The sequence below is a fragment of the Sorangium sp. So ce1014 genome (assembly GCF_051521505.1).
Taxonomy (GTDB): Bacteria; Myxococcota_A; Polyangia; order Polyangiales; family Polyangiaceae; genus Sorangium.
This window is the reverse complement of sequence record NZ_CP150356.1, coordinates 10,727,277-10,745,063: the sequence shown is the minus strand read 5'-3', so window position 1 is coordinate 10,745,063 and position 17,787 is coordinate 10,727,277. Positions and strand designations below refer to the sequence as shown.

Genomic DNA, 17,787 nt, shown 5'->3' with positions numbered 1-17,787 from the left:
GCGCGGTGAGCCCGCGGGCGCCGCCACCGTCCTCGTCAGTGCTTCACGTCGACGACGAGCCGCGCCGGCTTGGTCAGCTCGAGGACGCGGTATTTGTTCGGCGACGAGACCCCGAGCACCCACGTCACCTCGGCCTCGAAGTCGCACGTCCGCTCGAGCTCCAGGGCCACGCCGAGCGCGAGCTTCCTCTCGCGGAACGGGATCGTGGCCTTTCCCGCGTCCGTGTGCGCCGCGGCGGGGGTCATGCGCACGGCGAGCCATCCGTCGCCGGCGATCTCGGTCGCCTCGCCCGAGCCGCACTGCCGCACCGGCTTGTCGATGTAGTCGATGTGGTAGCCCGGCACCGTGTCCCCCTCGAACTCGAACACGACGCGGTCGTAGTGCTCGTGCCGGGCCGCGCGCACGTCGCGCAGGATCGCGACCTTCGCGCCGGCGCGCGGCTTGTCGGTGGCGCCCGCGGTGCCTTCGAACGTGTCGGTGCTCGTGGGATCCGCCTCCTTCGGGGGCCGCGGCGTGGGCGGCTCGTTGTCCGCCGCCGGCCCTTCGGGGGCGCGCGTGTCGATCGGCGTGACGTGCGGGATAGGCTGAGCAGGCTCGCTGCCGGCGCCGCCGCGGCAGCCGGCGGCGAGCGACAAGGTTGCGGCTGCGAGCAGAAGGTCGGCGGTCCTCATGTGGTGCTTCCATGGCGCCACGGCCGCCGAGCGTCCACCGCGACGACACGGGGCACCGCGAGGGACGGACTCCGCCAGCGCCTCAGGGCAGCACGAGCTTGATCGAGAACACGTAGTCGACGTTGACGGGCCGGCCCTGGTAGGTGACCGGCTTGTAGCGGCTCGCCGCGAGCGCCTCGAGGACCGCCTCGTTCATGTGGGGCACGCCCTTGACGATCCGGCAGCCGGTGAGGCTGCCGGCCGTCGTCACAACACACTTCGCGAGGACGGTCCCCTCGACCCGCGCCTGCCGCGCCTGCCGCGTGTAGACCACCGCCGGCCCGGTGATCGGCGCGGGGCGCGTCATCCCCTGCTGAAAACGCAGGATCTCGGGGGCGGCCGGCGCCGGCGCAGCTGGCACCGCGGCGGGCGCGGCCGCCGGAGGCTCCGGCAGGGTGGCCGCGGTCGGCAGGGCGACGCTGGGCTCGGCTGCGATCGGCGGCTCGGTGCTCGGTGGCTCGGGGCGCGACGGCTCGGCCGGCCGAGCCGGCTCCGGAGGCGCGCTCGCCGCGGCCAGCGGGCTCGGCGCCGCCGGGGCGGCGGCGGCGAGCGCCTCGAGCTCCGCCGAGGCGGTCTCGTCCTCGGGACGGACGGCGAGCACGGTCGACTTGTAGCCGGGCTTGGTCAGCGTGAGCCGGTACTCGGCCGTGGTCCCGGCGCCCTGCAGCACGAGCCGGCACGGGGTCGCCAGGCAGACCTCCGTCCCGCGGTCGGACACGCGGGCGCCGGGCGGGGCGCTCTCGATCCTCACAATCCTGAACTCGGCCGCCGCGCTGGGCTCTCTGCCCGGCGCCTCGGCGGGCAGGGCGAGCGGCACCACGGGGGCGGGCTGGACGGCGGCAGGGGCGCTCGCGGCGCCCGGCGCGCGGCCGCGCACGTGCCCGGTGAGCGCCAGCACGATGCCCCCGCCGAGGATCGCCGCGACGAGCGCCACGAAGTAGACGGACACCGGCGGCTGACGAGGAGGGCCGATGGACCCGCCGAAGGTCGGGGGCGCCTGCGGAGGAGAGAGCGAGTCGCTCTGCGCCGAGCGAGGCAGCGCGGCGGGCTCGCTCGGCGCCGCGCGAGGCGGCGCGTCCGGCTCGTTCGGCGAGAGAGAGAGCGCCGAGATGCGCGGCCCCGAGATCGACGGCGCCGAGGGCAGCGCGCCGCCGGGCTGCGAGATGGGCAGGCGATCGGGCGCCGAGGCCCGCGTGAGGTCGATCGGCTCGCCCGCCGCGCTCTTCAGCGCGGTGAGACACTCCTTCATCGACTGGAACCGCCTGTCCGGGTTCTTCTCGAGACACCGCATCACGAGGGCTTCCATCGCCGGCGACACGACCGCGGCCTGAGCGCGCCCGGCGAGCGGCGGCGGCGGCTCGCTGACGTGGGCCATGAGGGTCGCCGTGGGCACCTTCTTGTCGAACGGCACCTTGCCGCAGAGCATCTCGTAGAGCAGGACGCCGAGCGCGTAGATGTCCGCGCGCGACGAGAGCTCGTGGCCCATCGCCTGCTCCGGCGCGGTGTACTTGGGAGAGCCGATGAACAGGCCCTTCTGGGTCAGATCGTCCTGCTGCTGCCCCGAGACGTCCTTGACCAGGCCGAAGTCGAGCACCTTCACGAAGTCCTTCTCGTCTCCCTGGTCGACGAGGAGCACATTGCTCGGCTTGAGATCGCGGTGCACGAGGCCGAGGCCGTGCGCCTCGGCGAGCGCGCGGCAGATCTGCCGCGCGATGCGGCTCACGCGGGCCTCGGGGAGCGCGCCCTCGTCGTGGAGCACCCGGTGCAGCGTGCGCCCGGCGATGTACTCCATCGCGATGAAATAGATGCCGAGTGGTTCGTCCCGGCCGTAATCAAAGACGGTGACCGAGTTCGGGTGGGTGAGCCTCGCCGCGGTGGCGGCCTCGCGTGAAAAGCGTCGGAAGAACTCCGGATCTTGCTCGCGGCGCTCGTCGGGAACGAGGAGCTTGAGGGCGCAGATCCGTCCCAGCGCCGACTGCTCGGCCCTGTAGACCTTGCCCATACCCCCGCGCGCGATGAGCGAGACGATGCGATATCGATCGGCGATCGTGGCGCCGATGAGCGGGTCTTGACCGCTGCTCCTGGTCGCACCCATGCCGTTCATCATACGCACGAGGGCGGGGGCGCGGCTACCCCAACTCCCGTGTCCTGCCGATTGCGCGGCTCGGGATCCCCCCGCGCATCCCGTCCCGTCCGCCGGCGCGGAGCGACCGAGTCTGGTGCGCTGTCGGCTGCTCCACCAGATCGCCTCTTCACGCTTCAGCTCCCGCGGGCGCGGCGCGGTTAAGCGGAGAGCAACGGAACATGACGACTCTGTTTCGCGGCGAATCCATGCCTGTTCCGCGCCTCACCGAGCGAGGTGTTCTCCGCGCGCACCTGCGGCCCGGACGTCGGCGCCTGCCCCTCAAGGGGGGCGCTCCACGAGGGCGGGGGGCGAGCCGGCGCACCGGGAGGGGCGGGGCCGGGCCCGCAATCTGGAATTTATTCAACGCCCTGGGCGCGATCTCGCCGCTGAAAATCGCGTTGCGGGTCCGGAACCTGGGGCCGGGGGCGCTGTCGATCCCTGGCGTGGACGCGGTGCTCCGCGGCGCACGCAGAGAGCGGTGAAGCTCGCCGCGCGTGCGCCGGGGATCACCAAAGCGCGGGCTCTCGCGGGCTCGCTGCATTCAGACCGCTCGCTGCGCCGTTCACGCCGCGCGCGGGAGCAGGGAAAGGGCTGGCCTCAGATGGATACGTTCAAGTTGGCTCCGAGCATGGCATCGCCGAATCCGTTTCTCGGCAACCTGCCCTTCAGCGCGTCTCCGGCCTGCGATCCCGAGGTGCCCGAGGACGCGCCGGAGGGCTCGTATACGTACGCGCTGGTCAAGACCGCGCCCGAGGTGCCCGCCGCGGAGTGCGAGACCGAGGCGCTGTCCGTCGAGGTGCTCATCCGGTGGGGGAGCAACCTGCTCCACGTGGCGCACCTGACCCCGCCGCGTTCCTTCCATGTGGGCGAGCAGGACGGCGCAGAGGGCGCGTGCGACTTCTTCGTCCCGGCGGAGCGGCTCGGCGCGGCGAGGGCGCCGCTCGTGCTCGTCGGCGAAGACGGCGAGGTGAGCGCCGTGATCCCGCCGGGCACGTCGGGGATGGTCGAGATCGGGAGCTGCAAGATGACGGTCGCGCAGGCGATCGCGACGGGCCGCGCCGCGCCGTGCGCCGCGCTCGACGGGGCGCGGCGGATCGCGCTGCCGCTCGGCGCGCGCGCGAAACTCGACCTCGGCGGCTTCGGCTTCGAGGTCGCCGTGGGCAGGGCGGGCCGCCGCGTCGCGGGCAAGGCGAGCCTCGACCGCAGGAGCCTGCCGTTCACCGCGCTCTCGACGCTGCTCCACGTCGGCCTGCTCGGGGCCATGGCCGCGTTCATGCCCCCGCTCGCCATGGCCGACGACGGCGGCGTGAGCGCCGAGCAGGCGTACCTGATGGCGCAGGCGCTCGCGTCGACCGCCGAGCGGGAGCAGCCCGAGGCGAACGACGGCACCGAGGCGACCCGCCCGAGCGAGCGGGAAGGCGGCACCGGCGCGGCCGCGATCGGCGAGTCGGGCAAGGCCGGCAGCGCGACGAGCCGGAAGACGGGCGGGCGCTTCGACATCGAGGGACCGAAGGACAACGCCGACGTGCGGATCTCGCGGGCGCAGGCGCTCGACGACGCGGCGCGCTTCGGCGCGATCGGCCTGCTCCAGGCGGGCCTCGGCGGCGATCCGAACGCGCTGTCGGCGCCCTGGGGCGGCGTCGACACGCTCGGCAACGGGGCGAAGAGCGTGATCGGCAACATGTGGGGCGAGACGATCGACGAGTCGGGCGGCGTGGGCGGCCTCGGGCTGACCGGCGTCGGCGAGGGCGGCGACGGGCGCTTCACGGGCATCGGGATGGGGCCCCTCGGCACCATCGGCCACGGCAACGGCCTCGGCGACGGGCCGGGCTTCGGCCCGGGCAACGGCACCTCGCGCTTCGTCAACGGCCCTGGCCACAAGGTGAGCGCGCCGCGCATGCGGGTCGGGTCGCCCTCGGTGTCGGGCCGGATCCCGCCCGAGGTCATCCAGCGCATCGTGCGGCAGAACTTCGGCCGCTTCCGGCTCTGCTACGAGAACGGGCTGCGCAACAGCCCGAACCTCACCGGGCGCGTGTCGGTCGGCTTCTCGATCGGCCGCGACGGAGCGGTCTCGAGCGTGCAGAACGGCGGCTCCGATCTGCCGGACGCCGGCGTGGTCTCCTGCGTGGTGCGGTCGTTCTACGGGCTGTCGTTCCCGCCGCCGGACGCGGGCATCGTGACCGTGACCTATCCTATCCTCTTCAGCCCCTCCGGCAGCTGATTCGCCCCTTCCAGCGGTTGACCGGGGTATCGCCCCGACGCGCGGCGTGCCCTGTCTTCCGGGCGTGATCGCCGAGGACGCCGCTCCGGCCGGGTCCCCCCCCGCGGCCCTCTCTACCCTCCGCCGCCCGCGGCGGTCTGGCCGACGGCGCGCTCCGCCTCCGCGATCTCCTGCGCTCGCTGCTGGATCATCACCCCTTGCGGGGGCCCCTGGAAGCGGCGGCGCTCCAGCGCGAACCAGACGACGGCCGTCACCGCGAAGACGATGAGCATGATGACAAGGGCCTTGTCGTTCGGCGGCTGGACGCTCACCACGATCAGCATCAGGCACGCGAGCACGCTGATGATCGCGAGCGGCCGGTACAGCGGGCCGAGGTCCCAGGGGCCCATCTTCACCCAGGTGCGGCCGTAGGCGCGCACGCCCATCATCGTGGGCATGACGTAGGAGATGTAGAGGAAGATCACGCAGACGGCCGTGATCGTCGAGTAGACCGGTGTGTACGCGGTGAAGCCGATCGTCAGCGCGCTGACGACCCAGATCGCGGTCGCGGGCGTGCGGAACCTCGGGCTCACCTTGCGCAGCTGCTCCGAGAGCGGCAGCCCCCCGTCGCGCGCGAACGCGAAGGTCATGCGCGAGGCGGACGTCACCGTCGCCAGCCCGCAGAGGTACTGGGCGATCGAGATGCCGGCGTAGAGCGCGATCCGGACCTGCTCCGGGAGGACGCTCTCCATGACCCAGAAGAACACGCCGGCGCCCTTCGACGCCGCCTCGTCCATGTCGGGCATCGCGAGCACGATGGCGCTCAGCATGAGCCACCCGAAGACGCCGGAGACGAGCACCGCCCGGACGATGCCCCGCGGGACGGTCTCCGCCGCGCCGATCGTCTCCTCCGACGTGTGCGCCGACGCGTCGTATCCGGTGATCGTGTACGCGGGCAGGAGGAAGCTCAGGAGAAACAGCGTCGTCATGCCGCCCGTCTCGGGCCACACGTCGCCCCCCTTCGGGCCGCTGTAGTTCGTGAACGTGACGAGCCGCCCGAGGTCGATCTGCGGCGCGTAGAAGAGCATCGCGATCGTGAGGAGCACCGAGACGGCGAGGATGAGATACCCGCTGAAGTCGGTGAGCAGGGTGGTGACGCGGATCCCGAGGTGATTGAAGAGCGCCTGTGTCCCGGTGATGAGCGTGACCCCGACGATCTGCGCCATCATGGCCCGATCCGGGGACATCGTGGCGAGATCCACGCCGAACAGGGGGCCGAGCGAGCTCATGATGAACAGGTAGGCGCCGACGTTGATCGCCGCGAGGACGGTGACGAGGCCGATCAGGTTGAACCACGCGGTCGCCCAGCCGAAGCCCCGGCCCCCGAGGATCGAGGCCCAGTGGTACAGGCCGCCCGCGGTCGGGAACGCCGACGCGACCTGGCCCATCGTGAGCGCGATGCACAGCGTGAGCGCGCTGCAGACCGGCCACCCGATGCCGATGCCGGCGCCGCCGATGCTGCAAAAGCCCATCTGGAACGAGGTGATTCCGCCCGCGATGATGCAGATGATCGAGAACGAGATCGCGAAATTGGAGAAGCCCCCCATCCGGCGCAGGAGCTCCTGCGCATAGCCCATGCTGTGGAGCGTCTTCACGTCCTCGGCGATCACGCCCTCCACACCGCCCGGCTTGTCGCCGGAGCGCGGCCCGACGTCCCCCTTCGTCTCACGGCTCATGAGCGGTCCCCTTCCTCAGTTTTTGCGCTCGGGACCGACGGTGCCCGTCGGGGCTCGTCAGGATCGGCGCGTCTCGCCGATGAGCGCCCCTCTCGGGGATCTCGCCCGCGCCCAGAGAGCCTACATGGGAGCACGTGGGACTGCCTAGGGCGCGCGCCGCCCCCGGCGCCGGCGTCCCCCGCTGCTACCCTCGCCGCCGATGGCCGGAACGACGACCTGCCCGCTCTCGCGCCGGCGCGCGCTGCTCGGCCTCGCCGCGCTCGCCGCGCCCTCGTGCCGGCGCAAGAGCTCGCCGCCCCCGCCGGAGCCCGCGGCGGCCGAAGCGGCCCCCTCCCGCTGGAAGGAGCTCGCCTTCGAGCCGGCCTCCGAGGGCGAAGGCCCGCAGCGCGCGCTGCTCCTCGCGCCCGAGGCCGCGGCGCCGCTGCCGCTGCTCGTCGCGCTGCACGGGCGCGGGGAGGCGGTGCGAGGCCCCGAGGCCGGCGCGCGCGGATGGCGTGACGACTACGGCCTCGACGCGACCCTCCAGCAGCTCCTCTCGCCGCCGCTCACGCCGGACGACCTCGGGCAGATGGTCACGCGCGAGCGGCTCGCGCAGCTCAACGCCTCGCTCGGCGAGCACCCCTACCGCGGGCTGTGCATCGCCACGCCGTTCACGCCCGACCTCCGCGACCGCTCCGCCGAGGGGGCCGCGGCCTTCGGGCGGTTCGTCGTCGAGCGGCTCCTGCCGCGGGCGCGCGCCGAGGGCGGCTGCCAGGCTGCGCGCGAGGCGACGGGGATCGACGGCGTGAGCCTCGGCGGCCGCCTCGCGCTGCTCGTCGGCCTGTCGCACCCCGAGGTCTTCGGCGCGGTCGGCGCCCTCCAGCCGGCCGTGCGGGCGAGCGAGGCGGAGATGTTCTCCGCGCTCGCGCGCCGGGCCCTCACGCGCCGCGCGGTCGCGCTGCGGCTCGTGTCGAGCGAGGCCGATCCCTTCCTGCCCGCCATCCAGGCGATCAGCGATCGGCTGCGGCAGGACGGCATCGGCCACGAGCTGCGCATTGTGCCCGGACCGCACGACTATGCCTGGAATCGTGGGCCCGGCGGCGTGGAAATGGTGCTCTGGCACGAGCGCGTCCAGCGCGGGTTGCGCGCGCCGTGATCGTGGCGGCCGGGGCGTCACAAGCCCCTGACCCAGGCCGCCGAACCGTGTTACTTCCTCGGCAACGACGTGGCCGACCCGACACGCATCGCCCGCGCCGACAGCGCGACCGACCCGCCCTCCGTGCGCGAGTGGCTGAAGCCGCTCGAGAGCGCCGGCCAGCGCCGTAGCACGAGCGCGAAGCGCGTCGGCGGCAAGGCGGCCTCGCTCGGTCGCCTGCTGCGCGACGGCTTCCCGGTGCCGCGCGGCTGGGTGCTCGACGCGCGGTGCTTCACGGAGCTCGTCGACCGGCAGCTGCCGCGGGGGCACGACCTCGCCACGCTGATCCGGCTCTCGGGCACGAAGGTGGGCGTCGACAGGGCGGCGCGGGCGCGCGACCGCATCCTGAGCGAGCCGCTGCCCGAGACGCTCTCGGCCGCGCTGGGGGCGCTCTGGCAGGCCATCGCGCCGGAGGCGCCGTGGGGCCTCGCGGTGCGGTCCAGCGCCACGTGCGAGGACAGCGACGAGACGTCGATGGCGGGGCTCGCGACGTCGGTGCTCGGCGTGCGCGGCGACGCCGAGCTCGACGCCGCGATCCGGCAGGTCTGGGCGAGCGCCTTCCTGCCGCGCGCGCTCGCCTACCTCGCGCACGCCGGCGTCCGCGACGCCGCGATGGCCGTCGTGCTGCAGGTGATGGTGCGCGCCGAGGCCGCGGGCGTGCTCTTCACCGCGCCCCCGCCCGGGCTCGAGGGCGAGCACTGGCGCGCCGGCGAGCGGCTCGTGAACGCCACGCTCGGGCTCGGCGCGCCGGTCGTCGACGGGGCCGTGGCGGCCGACACCCTCCGGGTCGCGCGCGACGGCGGCAGGGTCGTCGCGTCGGCGGTGGCGCAGAAGCGGCGCGCGCTCGTCGTGGGGGCGACGGGGCTCGAGGAGGTCCCGGTGCCCGCGGCGCGCGCCGAGCAGCCCGCGCTCGGCGAGGCCGCGCTGCGGCAGCTCGTCGAGCTCGCCGAGCGGCTCGAGCAGGGCGGCAAGGGCCCGTTCGACGTGGAGTTCGCGGTCGAGGGGGAAGACCCCGGCCGCCCGCCCGCGGACGGCTCGCCCTCGCCGGCGGACGGCTCGCCCTCGCCGGCGGATGGCTCTTCCTCGCCGGAGGCGCCCTCGCCGGAGGCGCACCGGGTGTGGCTGCTCCAGGTGCGCCCGGTGAGCGGCGGCGGCTTCCCCGAGGGGGGCGGCGCCGACACGATCTGGTCGCGCGCGAACGTGGGCGAGGCGCTCCCCGGGGCGGCGACGCCGCTCACCTGGTCGGTGGCGCGCGCGTTCTCCGACCGGGGCTTCCGCGAGGCGTTCGCCGCGCTCGGCTGCCGCGCGCCGCGCGGCGCGCGCCTCGTCGCCAACGTGTACGGGCGCTTCTACCTCAACCTGACCGCCTTCATGCAGATCGCGGCGCAGGTCCCGGGGCTCTCGCCGCGGGCGCTGCTCGGCATGAGCGGCGGGGCGAGCGAGCAGCTCATCGCGCGGCTCGCCCAGCAGAGCGCGGGCGTCTCGCGGCGCCGCTTCTATGCGCGGCTGCCGCTCACCGGGCCGCGGCTCCTCCTCCGGCACGCGCGGCTCGAGCGCGAGGTCTCGGCCTACGAGGGCGAGGCGCTCTGGGCGCAGCGCGCCCTCTCCGAGCTCGACATGACGCTCCTGCCGGACGACGCCATCGGCACCACGCTGCGCAGCGTCTTCCTGCTGCTCGAGCGGACCGGCACGCTGATGCTGCACTGCGCGTCGGCGTCGCTCGCGAGCCACCTCGCGCTGTGCAGGGCGCTGGAGCGGGTCGCGGGCCGCCGCGCCTCCGCGCGCTCGGCCTCCGGCGAGGCGCCCTTCGACGATCCGGCCGGGCGCGCCGAGACCAACGTCGAGCACCTGGCGCAGGTGCTCGCGGGCGGCGTGCGCGAGCTCGACAGCGCGGGGCCGGGCATCGAGCTCGCCCGGGTGGCGGAGCTCGTCATGCTCGATCGGGCGTCGCGCGAGCGGCTGCTCTCGGGCGAGGTGAGGGGGCCGCGCGATCTGCCCGAGGGGCCAGCGCGCGACGCGCTCGCGCGGTTCCTCGACGCGCACGGCGACCGCGCCGTGCGCGAGGCGGAGCTCGCGACGCCCCGCTGGCGGGAGGACCCGACGCCGGTCATCGCGATGCTCACCGCGTCGCTGCGCGGGGCGCCCGGCGATCCGGAGCGCGCGCTGGCGCGTGCCCGCGCGCTCGCCGACCGCGAGATGGCGATGCTCGAGACCCGCATCTCGCGGGTGGAGCTCGCGCTGCTGCGCGCGCTGGTCGGCCGCGCGCAGCGCTACGTGCGCCTGCGGGAGCGCATGCGCACGTGGGTGACCCGCGTGCTCGGCATGCTGCGGAAGGTCGCGCTCGACATCGACCGGCGGCTCCGGCGCATCGAGCCCTCGCTGCTCCCCGGGAGCGTCTTCTTCTGCACCTACGAGGAGCTCGTGACCGCGCTCTCCAGCGGCCGGGCCGACGTGGGCCACGTCGTGCGGCTGCGCCGCGCCGAGCACCTGCGCGACGCCGCCCGCCCCGATCCTCCGGCCACGTTCATCGGCCGGCCGCCGCCGGTCGTGCTGCCGCCTGCGTCGGGGGTCCGTCTCCTCGGGCTGCCGGCGAGCCCTGGCGTCGTCGAGGGCCGGGCGCGCGTGCTCGATCCGGGGGCGCCCGCGCTCGACGCGGTGGAGCCGGGCGAGGTGCTGGTCGCGCGCACGACCGACGTCGGCCTCTCGCCGCTGTTCCTCGTGGCTGCCGCGGTCGTGACCGAGCTCGGCGGCCCCATGTCGCACGCCTCGATCGTCGCGCGCGAGTACGGCATCCCTGCGGTGGTGAACGTGCCCGGCGTGACGCTGGCGATCAAGACGGGCGACCGGCTGCGGGTCGACGGCGATCGCGGCGTGGTCGAGCGCCTGGACGAGCGCGCCGCGCCGCCGTCGCCGAACGGCGCTGCCGGGGGCGCGCTGGGCGACGGCGCGCCGCTGCTCGTTGCGCGGCCCGGATGAGCGCGGCGCGCTTCCGGGTCGGCCCGTCCGACGGCCCCACGGTGGCGGACGTCCTCGAGCGCATGGGCGGCGCCTCCCGGGGCTTCGCGGGCGCGGCGGCGGAGGGGCGCGCCTTCTTGAACGCGCGGCGCGCGCGGCCTGACGACGCGGTGGTCCCCGGCGACGAGCTCGCCGTGTGGCCGGCGCGGCGCGACGCGCCGGGGGCGCCGCCGGTGGAGGTGCTGGCGCGCTGGGGGGAGATCCTTGTCGTGTCGAAGCCGGCGGCGTTGCCGACGGCGCCGGAGCGCCGGGGCACGCGGTCGTTGATCACGGAGGTCGCCGAGCTGCTCGGCCTGCGCGCGCCGCCGCACGCGGCCTCGCGGCTCGACGTCGGCGTGAGCGGCGCGGTGCTGTGCGCGACGGGCCCGCGGGGCCAGCGGCACCTCGCGGCGATGCGCGAGGCGGGGCGCATCGCGCGGGTGTACGTCGGCGTGGCCGGGGGTCGAGTCGAGGGGGCGGGCACGTGGGATGCGCCCATCGGCGCGGCGCGGTCGCGTGGCGGGCGCAGCCTGCCCGCGGTGGGCGGCGCCGGCGCGAAGCCCGCGGCGACGCGTTACCGTGCGGTCGCCTCGGCCGGCGGCGGCGTGACGGCGGCCACGCTGCTCCGTCTGGATCCGGTGACGGGCCGCATGCACCAGCTCCGGGTGCATGCGGCGCATGCGGGGGCGCCGCTCCTGGGCGATCGCGACCATGGCGGCGCGCGGTCCTTGACCACAGCGCGGGGCCGTGTGCTCCCGCTCTCGCGCATTGCGCTGCACGCCTTGCGCGTCACGGTGCCGGACGAGGCCGGCGAGGAGCGCACGGCGCTTTCGCCGGTCCCCGACGAGCTCCGGGATCTCTGGGGGGCGCTCGACGGCGACGGCTCCGCGTGGGAAGAGGTGCTGACTGCGACGCCCGAGGCGGCTTTGCCGCCGGGGGCTCCTTCCGGTGCCCGATGACCTCGCCTCGCCCTCTTGCCCGCGCCGCCCTGGCGATCCTTGCCGGCCTTGCGCTTGCTGCTGCCGGCGTGATTGCCGTGGCCGAGCCCAAGGCGCCGCCGTCCCGCGCCGGGTATGCGCCGGATCCTGCCGTGCGGCCCAGCGCGAAGCAGTGGGTCTTCGAGGTGCAGTACGCGAAGGGCAGGAGCTCGGTCTCTCGTGTGCGCTCGGTGACGCTCGACCGGCCTGCGGCGACGGCGCGCGTGATGGGCCGGTTTGCGATCGAGCTTCACGTCGGCCAGGAGCTGCTCGATCGGGTCCGCTTCGACGTGCCGCTCACGGGCGACGCGCCCGAGCGTCCGACGAGCGTCCTGCTGCGCCGGCCGACGTTCGACCAGGGGGTGACGGCGCGGCTCCGCGTGCAGATGGCGGACAACCCGCGCGCGAGCTGGGCCAGGCTGGTGGACCGGAAGACGGGCGTGGAGGAGCGTTTCCTCTGGCCGCCGGGGCCTGACGGCCGGCTTGTGTCGCTGAGCGCGCCGAGCCCGGCGGCGGTCGACGGGGGGCTGCAGGCGGATGCGGGCAGGTTGCCTGCGGACGCGGGCGGCTCTGCGGACGCTGGCAGGTTGCCGGCGGACGCGGGGTGGCCGGACGCGGGTTGGCCGCCGGTGGATGCGGGTCCGCCGGATGGAGGGTGGCCGCCGGTGGATGCGGGGCGCCCGGATGGAGGCTGGCCGCCGGCGGATGCGGGGTTGCCGGACGCGGGCTGGCCGCCGGTGGACGCCGGGCGACCGCCGGATGCCGGGCAGCCGCCGGACCCGTTCAGGCCTCGGCGGAAGTAGCTGGCAGCGACGGTTCGCGCGGTCGGCGGCGTGTCGCGCCAGGGTGCCGCCGCGAGCCTCCTGCTCCGGGGTGACGGGGAGCGTCGCTGGCCTGTGCAGCAAGGTTTTCCCTCCGGGCCGCGGCTGCGGTAGCTTGGCGGTCATGCAGGACCGCTCGCTTGCTGTCATCGCGTCGCTTGCTCTCGCTATCGTCGTCTCTGCGGCGCCGGTCGCCGCCCAGCCGTCGCCTGACGCGCCGGAGGCTGCGCCTGGCGCTTCCTCGCCGCCGCGCAAGGATCCGAGCGGGCGCGGCGGTGTCAGCCCGTACACGGAGCAGATCCTGAAGGGTCAGGCCTCGTTCGTGGCGCGCGACATCCCCGGCGCGATCACAGGGTTCCAGGAGGCGATCAAGCTGGACCCCTCGAAGATGCTCGGCTTTTACCGTCTCGGCGAGGCGATGCTCGAGTCGGGCAATGCGGCGGAGGCCGAGGCGGCCTGGACGACGGCGCTCGGCAAGAAGGGGCCGGACGAGCTTCACGCCAAGGTGCTCTTTTGCCTCGCGGATCTTCGCGAGCGCCAGAAGAGCTGGCAGGCGGCGGGGGAGGCGTGGGGGGCCTACGGCGCGTTCCTGACCAGCAATCCCAAGGCGGCCGGCTATCCGGCGACGGCGGCCGAGCGGCAGAAGCAGATCGACCGGCGGGTGAAGGACGAGAAGGACTACGTCGCGGTCAAGGAGCGCATCGTCCAGCGCGAGGCCGAGCGCCAGAAAGAGGCCGAAGAGAACGCCAAGAAGGACACGCGGAACCGGTAGCGCGCCCCCGGCTGCGCGCGCGCAGAGCCCTCTCTACCCCGGGCGCCAGCCGTCGCTCGGCGGGCCCCCGCGCGCGCCCGGCGCTCTCGCTACCCCCGGCGCCGGCCGCCGCCCTCGATGGGTTGGGCCCCCGCCTCGGTCCACCGGTAGAACCCCTCCCCCGTCTTCTTCCCGAGCTTCCCCGCCCGCACCATCTGCCGCAGGATCACCGGCGGCCGGAACTGCTCCCCCACCTCGCGGTGCAGGTGCTCCAGGATCGCGAGCCGCACGTCCAGCCCCACGAGATCCGTGAGCTTCAGCGGCCCCATCGGGTGCCGGTACCCGAGCTCCATCGCGCGATCGATGTCGACCGCCGACGCCACCCCGGACTCGAGCATCCGCATCGCCTCCGCGCCGAGCGCCACGCCCAGCCGGCTCGTCGCGAAGCCGGGCGTGTCGCTCACCACGATCGGCGTCTTGGCCAGGCGCCTCGCCACCGACAGCGCCGCCGTCACCGTCGCCTCGTCGGTCTCCAGCCCCCGCACCACCTCGAGCAGCTCCATCACCGGCGGCGGGTTGAAGAAGTGCAGGCCGACCGTGCGCGCGCCCGCCCCGAGCCGGCGGCCGAGCTCCGTGATGCTCAGGCTCGACGTGTTCGAGCCGAGCAACGCCCCCTCCGGCGCCGCCGCCTTCGCCCGGCCGAGCACCTCCACCTTGAGGTCCATCCGCTCGGGCACCGCCTCGATCACGAGATCGGCGTCCGCCGCCGCGCGCGCGAGATCCGGTGACGCGACAAGCATCCCGATCATCTCGCTGCGCGCCTCGTTGAGCATCTTGCCCTTCTGCACGAGGCGATCGGTCGAGCGCTTGATGTCCTCGATCGCCGCGCCGATGCGCGCGGCGTCCACGTCGTGCAGGCGCGTCACGTAGCCGGCGACCGCGGTGACCTGCGCGATCCCCTGGCCCATCGTGCCCGCGCCGAGCACGAGCACCGTGCGCATCCGCGCGGCGGCGGTGTCCACCACCGGCTCGCTCACTTCGGCGGAGCCGGCGGCGGCGCCTTCGCGGCGTCCTTCTGCCGCGCATCCATGCGCTTGCGCACGGCGTCCACCTCCTGGGGCGTCAGTTTGCGCAGGTTCGCCGGTCCCGGCGCGGCGCCGCCTTCCCTCGTGCGCTCGGCCGCCGCGCGCAGGGTCTCCGCGGCCGGCCCCGACGCGGGCCCGGTCGGCGCGACCGGGCGCGCTCCCGCCGGGCGCGCGTCGGCTCCAGGAGCCGGGCGCGCGTTGGCCCCCGGCGCCGGGCGCGCGCCCATCGTGGCCGCCGGGCGGGCATCGGCCGGCAGCGGGCGGGCATCGGCCGGCGCCTGGCGCGCGTCCGCCGGCGCCTGGCGCGCGCCGGCCGGTGCGGCCTGATCCGCGGCGCTGCCGTCGCTGCTCATCACGAGGAACGTGACGCCCGCCACCGCGAAGAGCGCGAGCCCCAGCGCGGGGAGCCAGCTCGGGGTCGGCGGCTCGTCGGCCGGCAGCGCGCGGGCGGGCTCCCCGTCGAAGCCGTGGTGGTCGCTCACGTCGTGCGCCGCGGCCGCGTGAGCCTCTTGATGGGCCGTGCTCATGCGCAGACAGTTGCCGCACTTCGCAAGCGGCGTCGAGGGGCTTCCATGCCCCGCTGGCCAGAGCCGCCGGGCGCGCTCAGCCCGCGAGCTTCCGGTGGCTGTCGAGCGCCGCGCGCTGGTCCTCGAGATCGTCGCCGTACACGGCCTCGATCGCCTCGGCGGCGAGGCGGTGCTGCCGCTCCGCCGCCGCCTTCGGCTGCATCCCGTACGCCGCGTCGCGGAGCAGCACCGTGCAGAACTCGAAGCGGTGCTCCCCCATCCGCGACCAGATCCGCTGCGCCTCGCCGAAGCGCAGGTGATCCACGAGGGCCGAGGCGTCCGGGATCATCCGGGCGAGCACGCGCGTGTCGAACTCGCGCCCCAGCACCGCCGCGGAGATGACCGTCTGCCGCGTCCGCGGCTCCAGCCGCTCGAGCCGGGCGACGAGCAGGCTGTTCACTGTCCGCGGGGGCATGAACCGGCTCGATCGCGCGGCCTCGTGGGTCGACCCGTAGCGGCCGTCCTCCAGCCAGTACGCGAGGATCTCCTGCGCGAAGAACGGGTTGCCGCCCGCGGTCTGGCCGAGCAGCGACTCGAGCATCGTGGGGATCGGGCCGCCGAAGAACGGCTCCGCGAGCGCGAGCAGCCGCTCCTGCGGCAGCGGCGCGAGCCCGATGACCTGCGACGGGATGCCGGCGTCGAGCGGGATGCGGACGTCCCCCCCTCCGCTCGCGGGCCGCGCCGAGCAGATCACCGCGAGCGGCAGATCCCGGCAGGCGGCCGTGATCGCGCGCACCGCCTCGAGCGAGGTCGGATCCGCCCACTGCGCGTCGTCGAGGTGCACGACCACCGGCTGCAGCGAGCTCTCGGCGACGAGCAGCGCGGAGAGCGCCGCGAGGGCCTCGTCGCGCCGCCCGGCCTCGGCCTCCGGCGTCGCCGGCTCCTCGCTCCGCAGCCTGAGCAGCCGCGCGAGCGCCTCGCGCGACCTGTCGATCCCCTGCCGCACCTCGGTCCAGCCCTCGGGCAGCCGCTCCAGGAGGAGCTGGAGCGCGAGGTCGAGCCCCGCCTGCTTCGCGCGCTGGCCGATCTCCGACGAGATGCCGAGGTACTCCTTGAGCGCGAACTCGAACGCGTAGAGCGGGGTCTTCAGCGTCTGGTCGCAGCGGGCCTCGATCCACAGGAGCGGGCGCATGTCCATGAGCTGCGAGCGCTGGTGGCGGTAGCTGTGCACGAGGTAGCTCTTGCCGATGCCGGCCTCGCCGAGGATGTACACGACCCCGGCGGAGCGCCCGGCGAAGGTGGGCTCGAGCGCGCGCGTGAGCCGATCGAGCTCGGACTCGCGGCCGATCGGGCCGAGATCGTAGAACTCCTCCTGCACGGCGATGCGCCGCCGCTCGAGCGAGTAGACGAGGATCGGCAGGTCGAACCCGTCGAACCGGAAGATGTTCTCGGTCGACCACTGGTGGCTCGCCTCGCCCGCGAGGAACGCGCGCTCGTCCGCCCAGATCGACGACGGCGCGCCCTTGCGCGCGATCTGCGCGGCCAGGTGGACCGCGCGGCCGAGGCAGGCGAACTCGCGGCGCCCCCCGGCGCCGAAGAAGCCGACCAGGCAGCGCGCGCGGGTGATGCCCACCGCGAGGCGGGGCACGCCGAGGCCGTTGCTCTTCAGCTCGAGCGCGAAGTCGAGGGCGCGATCGTGATCGCTCTCGTGCGCGACGGGCACGCCGAAGTAGAACAGCGCGCCGAAGCCGCGCTCCGTCACCTTCATGCCGGCGAACGTGGCGCCGTACATCGCCGCGATCTCGTGCAGCTGCTGGATGAGCTCCGTCGGGCTCGCCACCCGATCGAGCGAGAGCGAGACCGTCGTCACCTCGCGGATCTCGCCCTGCGGGGCGAGATCTCCCGCGCCCGGCGGCAGGAACGCCTCGGCGTCCGCGTCGGTCGGGGGAAGCGAGTCCGTCAGCGAGGGGGGCTCGGTCAGGAGATCCGCCTCGTCGAGCTCCGCCACGCTCTCCCGGGCCGAGGGGAGCCGCTCGCGGAAGCTGCGATCGAGGTGGAGCTCGCTGTCGTCCACCCCGCGATCGGTCGCCTGGCAGGCCTCGACCGCGGGGCCGTAGATCAGGAAGTAAGCGCGATCCTGGGCGATCCGCACGATCGTCCAGTGGACCGAGCCCCACGCGAGCCCGATCCTGAACGGCATCTGCGCGCCGCCGGCGCCGAGCGCGCGCCGCGCGGCGAGCTCCAGGAGGTTGCGCCGCATCGCGAGGGCCGCGCTGCGCGCGTGCCGGGTGACGTTCCGCCCCGCCCGATCGGGGAAGAGCGCGGTGAACCCGCCGCCGGGCGAGAACGCCGCGACGAACCCGCCCGACTGGTGCACTGCCTCGAAGAGCGGATCGAAGAGCGCGCGCAGCGCGTCCGGATCGATCGCCTGACGCGCGATCATCTGCTCGGCGAGCTCCACGACGGCCGGGAGCGATACATGCAGGACGGCCGCGTCAACGGCTCCCGCGTATTGCCCTTCGGCGTCCTGTTCGAGGATGAAGTCCGGGACGAGCGGATTCATGTCGAAACTGTATCGGGGATCTCCTCGCGACACGAGCGCGGTGGGGGATCCTTTCGATCCCCGGGCGAGCGCGCCCGGGCGTGCGCCGAAAAGGCTGTTCAGGCGATGCGTCGGGAGGGGTGTTCAGACAAGGGGGCAGCGCGTG

Annotated in this window: 12 protein-coding genes; 6 read left to right on the top strand and 6 right to left on the bottom strand. The window is 74.5% G+C overall.

The window, feature by feature from the left end; genetic code table 11:
• Positions 1–35 precede the first annotated feature (35 nt).
• Positions 36–671 (bottom strand): AMIN-like domain-containing (lipo)protein, encoded by a 636-nt coding sequence (locus WME75_RS40720; RefSeq protein WP_437482292.1) that lies wholly within the window; start codon positions 669–671, stop codon positions 36–38.
• 82 nt (positions 672–753) lie between these two features.
• The gene (locus tag WME75_RS40715; protein WP_437482286.1) at positions 754–2,805 is read right to left on the bottom strand and encodes a TonB family protein; all 2,052 of its coding nucleotides are present in this window, start codon (positions 2,803–2,805) and stop codon (positions 754–756) included.
• A 658-nt stretch (positions 2,806–3,463) separates the two neighbouring features.
• Between WME75_RS40715 and WME75_RS40710 the strand changes: the two genes are divergently transcribed.
• Positions 3,464–5,056, top strand: a complete 1,593-nt coding sequence (locus WME75_RS40710; protein WP_437482283.1) for an AgmX/PglI C-terminal domain-containing protein — start codon at positions 3,464–3,466, stop codon at positions 5,054–5,056.
• A gap of 113 nt (positions 5,057–5,169) precedes the next feature.
• Here the strand turns inward: WME75_RS40710 and WME75_RS40705 are convergent, their stop codons facing one another.
• Complete coding sequence (locus WME75_RS40705; protein WP_437482280.1) at positions 5,170–6,771, bottom strand: amino acid permease; 1,602 nt, start codon at positions 6,769–6,771, stop codon at positions 5,170–5,172.
• Between the two features lie 199 nt (positions 6,772–6,970).
• On the opposite strand from WME75_RS40705, the gene WME75_RS40700 reads away from it, so the two are divergent.
• The 5 genes from WME75_RS40700 (at position 6,971) to WME75_RS40680 (ending at position 13,509) form a co-directional block, all read left to right on the top strand.
• Positions 6,971–7,906 carry an alpha/beta hydrolase gene (locus tag WME75_RS40700; RefSeq protein WP_437482277.1) on the top strand — a complete coding sequence of 312 codons (936 nt, stop codon included), beginning with the start codon at positions 6,971–6,973 and terminating at the stop codon, positions 7,904–7,906.
• A 69-nt stretch (positions 7,907–7,975) separates the two neighbouring features.
• Positions 7,976–10,921: a PEP/pyruvate-binding domain-containing protein gene (locus tag WME75_RS40695; RefSeq protein WP_437482274.1), complete on the top strand. Its 2,946-nt coding sequence runs from the start codon at positions 7,976–7,978 to the stop codon at positions 10,919–10,921.
• On the top strand, positions 10,918–11,898 hold the full coding sequence (locus WME75_RS40690; protein ID WP_437482271.1) for a pseudouridine synthase: 981 nt from the start codon (positions 10,918–10,920) through the stop codon (positions 11,896–11,898). Before WME75_RS40695 ends, WME75_RS40690 begins: the two co-directional genes overlap by 4 nt.
• Before the next feature lie 77 nt (positions 11,899–11,975).
• Complete coding sequence (locus tag WME75_RS40685) at positions 11,976–12,719, top strand: hypothetical protein (protein WP_437482269.1); 744 nt, start codon at positions 11,976–11,978, stop codon at positions 12,717–12,719.
• 142 nt (positions 12,720–12,861) lie between these two features.
• Complete coding sequence (locus WME75_RS40680; RefSeq protein WP_437482266.1) at positions 12,862–13,509, top strand: tetratricopeptide repeat protein; 648 nt, start codon at positions 12,862–12,864, stop codon at positions 13,507–13,509.
• A gap of 89 nt (positions 13,510–13,598) precedes the next feature.
• Here WME75_RS40680 and WME75_RS40675 read toward each other — a convergent pair whose 3' ends face one another.
• From WME75_RS40675 to WME75_RS40665, 3 genes are all read right to left on the bottom strand, one after another.
• Complete coding sequence (locus WME75_RS40675; protein WP_437495024.1) at positions 13,599–14,489, bottom strand: 3-hydroxyacyl-CoA dehydrogenase family protein; 891 nt, start codon at positions 14,487–14,489, stop codon at positions 13,599–13,601.
• 32 nt (positions 14,490–14,521) lie between these two features.
• On the bottom strand, positions 14,522–15,100 hold the full coding sequence (locus WME75_RS40670) for a hypothetical protein (protein WP_437482263.1): 579 nt from the start codon (positions 15,098–15,100) through the stop codon (positions 14,522–14,524).
• 76 nt (positions 15,101–15,176) lie between these two features.
• Positions 15,177–17,642 carry an AAA family ATPase gene (locus WME75_RS40665; RefSeq protein WP_437482261.1) on the bottom strand — a complete coding sequence of 822 codons (2,466 nt, stop codon included), beginning with the start codon at positions 17,640–17,642 and terminating at the stop codon, positions 15,177–15,179.
• Positions 17,643–17,787 lie beyond the last annotated feature (145 nt).

Coding starts and splice junctions, on each gene's coding strand:
- WME75_RS40720 (WP_437482292.1), bottom strand. CDS start 671: ATGAGGACCGCCGACCTTCTGCTCGCAGCCGCAACCTTGTCGCTCGCC.
- WME75_RS40715 (WP_437482286.1), bottom strand. CDS start 2,805: ATGGGTGCGACCAGGAGCAGCGGTCAAGACCCGCTCATCGGCGCCACG.
- WME75_RS40710 (WP_437482283.1), top strand. CDS start 3,464: ATGGCATCGCCGAATCCGTTTCTCGGCAACCTGCCCTTCAGCGCGTCT.
- WME75_RS40705 (WP_437482280.1), bottom strand. CDS start 6,771: ATGAGCCGTGAGACGAAGGGGGACGTCGGGCCGCGCTCCGGCGACAAG.
- WME75_RS40700 (WP_437482277.1), top strand. CDS start 6,971: ATGGCCGGAACGACGACCTGCCCGCTCTCGCGCCGGCGCGCGCTGCTC.
- WME75_RS40690 (WP_437482271.1), top strand. CDS start 10,918: ATGAGCGCGGCGCGCTTCCGGGTCGGCCCGTCCGACGGCCCCACGGTG.
- WME75_RS40680 (WP_437482266.1), top strand. CDS start 12,862: ATGCAGGACCGCTCGCTTGCTGTCATCGCGTCGCTTGCTCTCGCTATC.
- WME75_RS40675 (WP_437495024.1), bottom strand. CDS start 14,489: ATGCGCACGGTGCTCGTGCTCGGCGCGGGCACGATGGGCCAGGGGATC.
- WME75_RS40670 (WP_437482263.1), bottom strand. CDS start 15,100: ATGAGCACGGCCCATCAAGAGGCTCACGCGGCCGCGGCGCACGACGTG.
- WME75_RS40665 (WP_437482261.1), bottom strand. CDS start 17,642: ATGAATCCGCTCGTCCCGGACTTCATCCTCGAACAGGACGCCGAAGGG.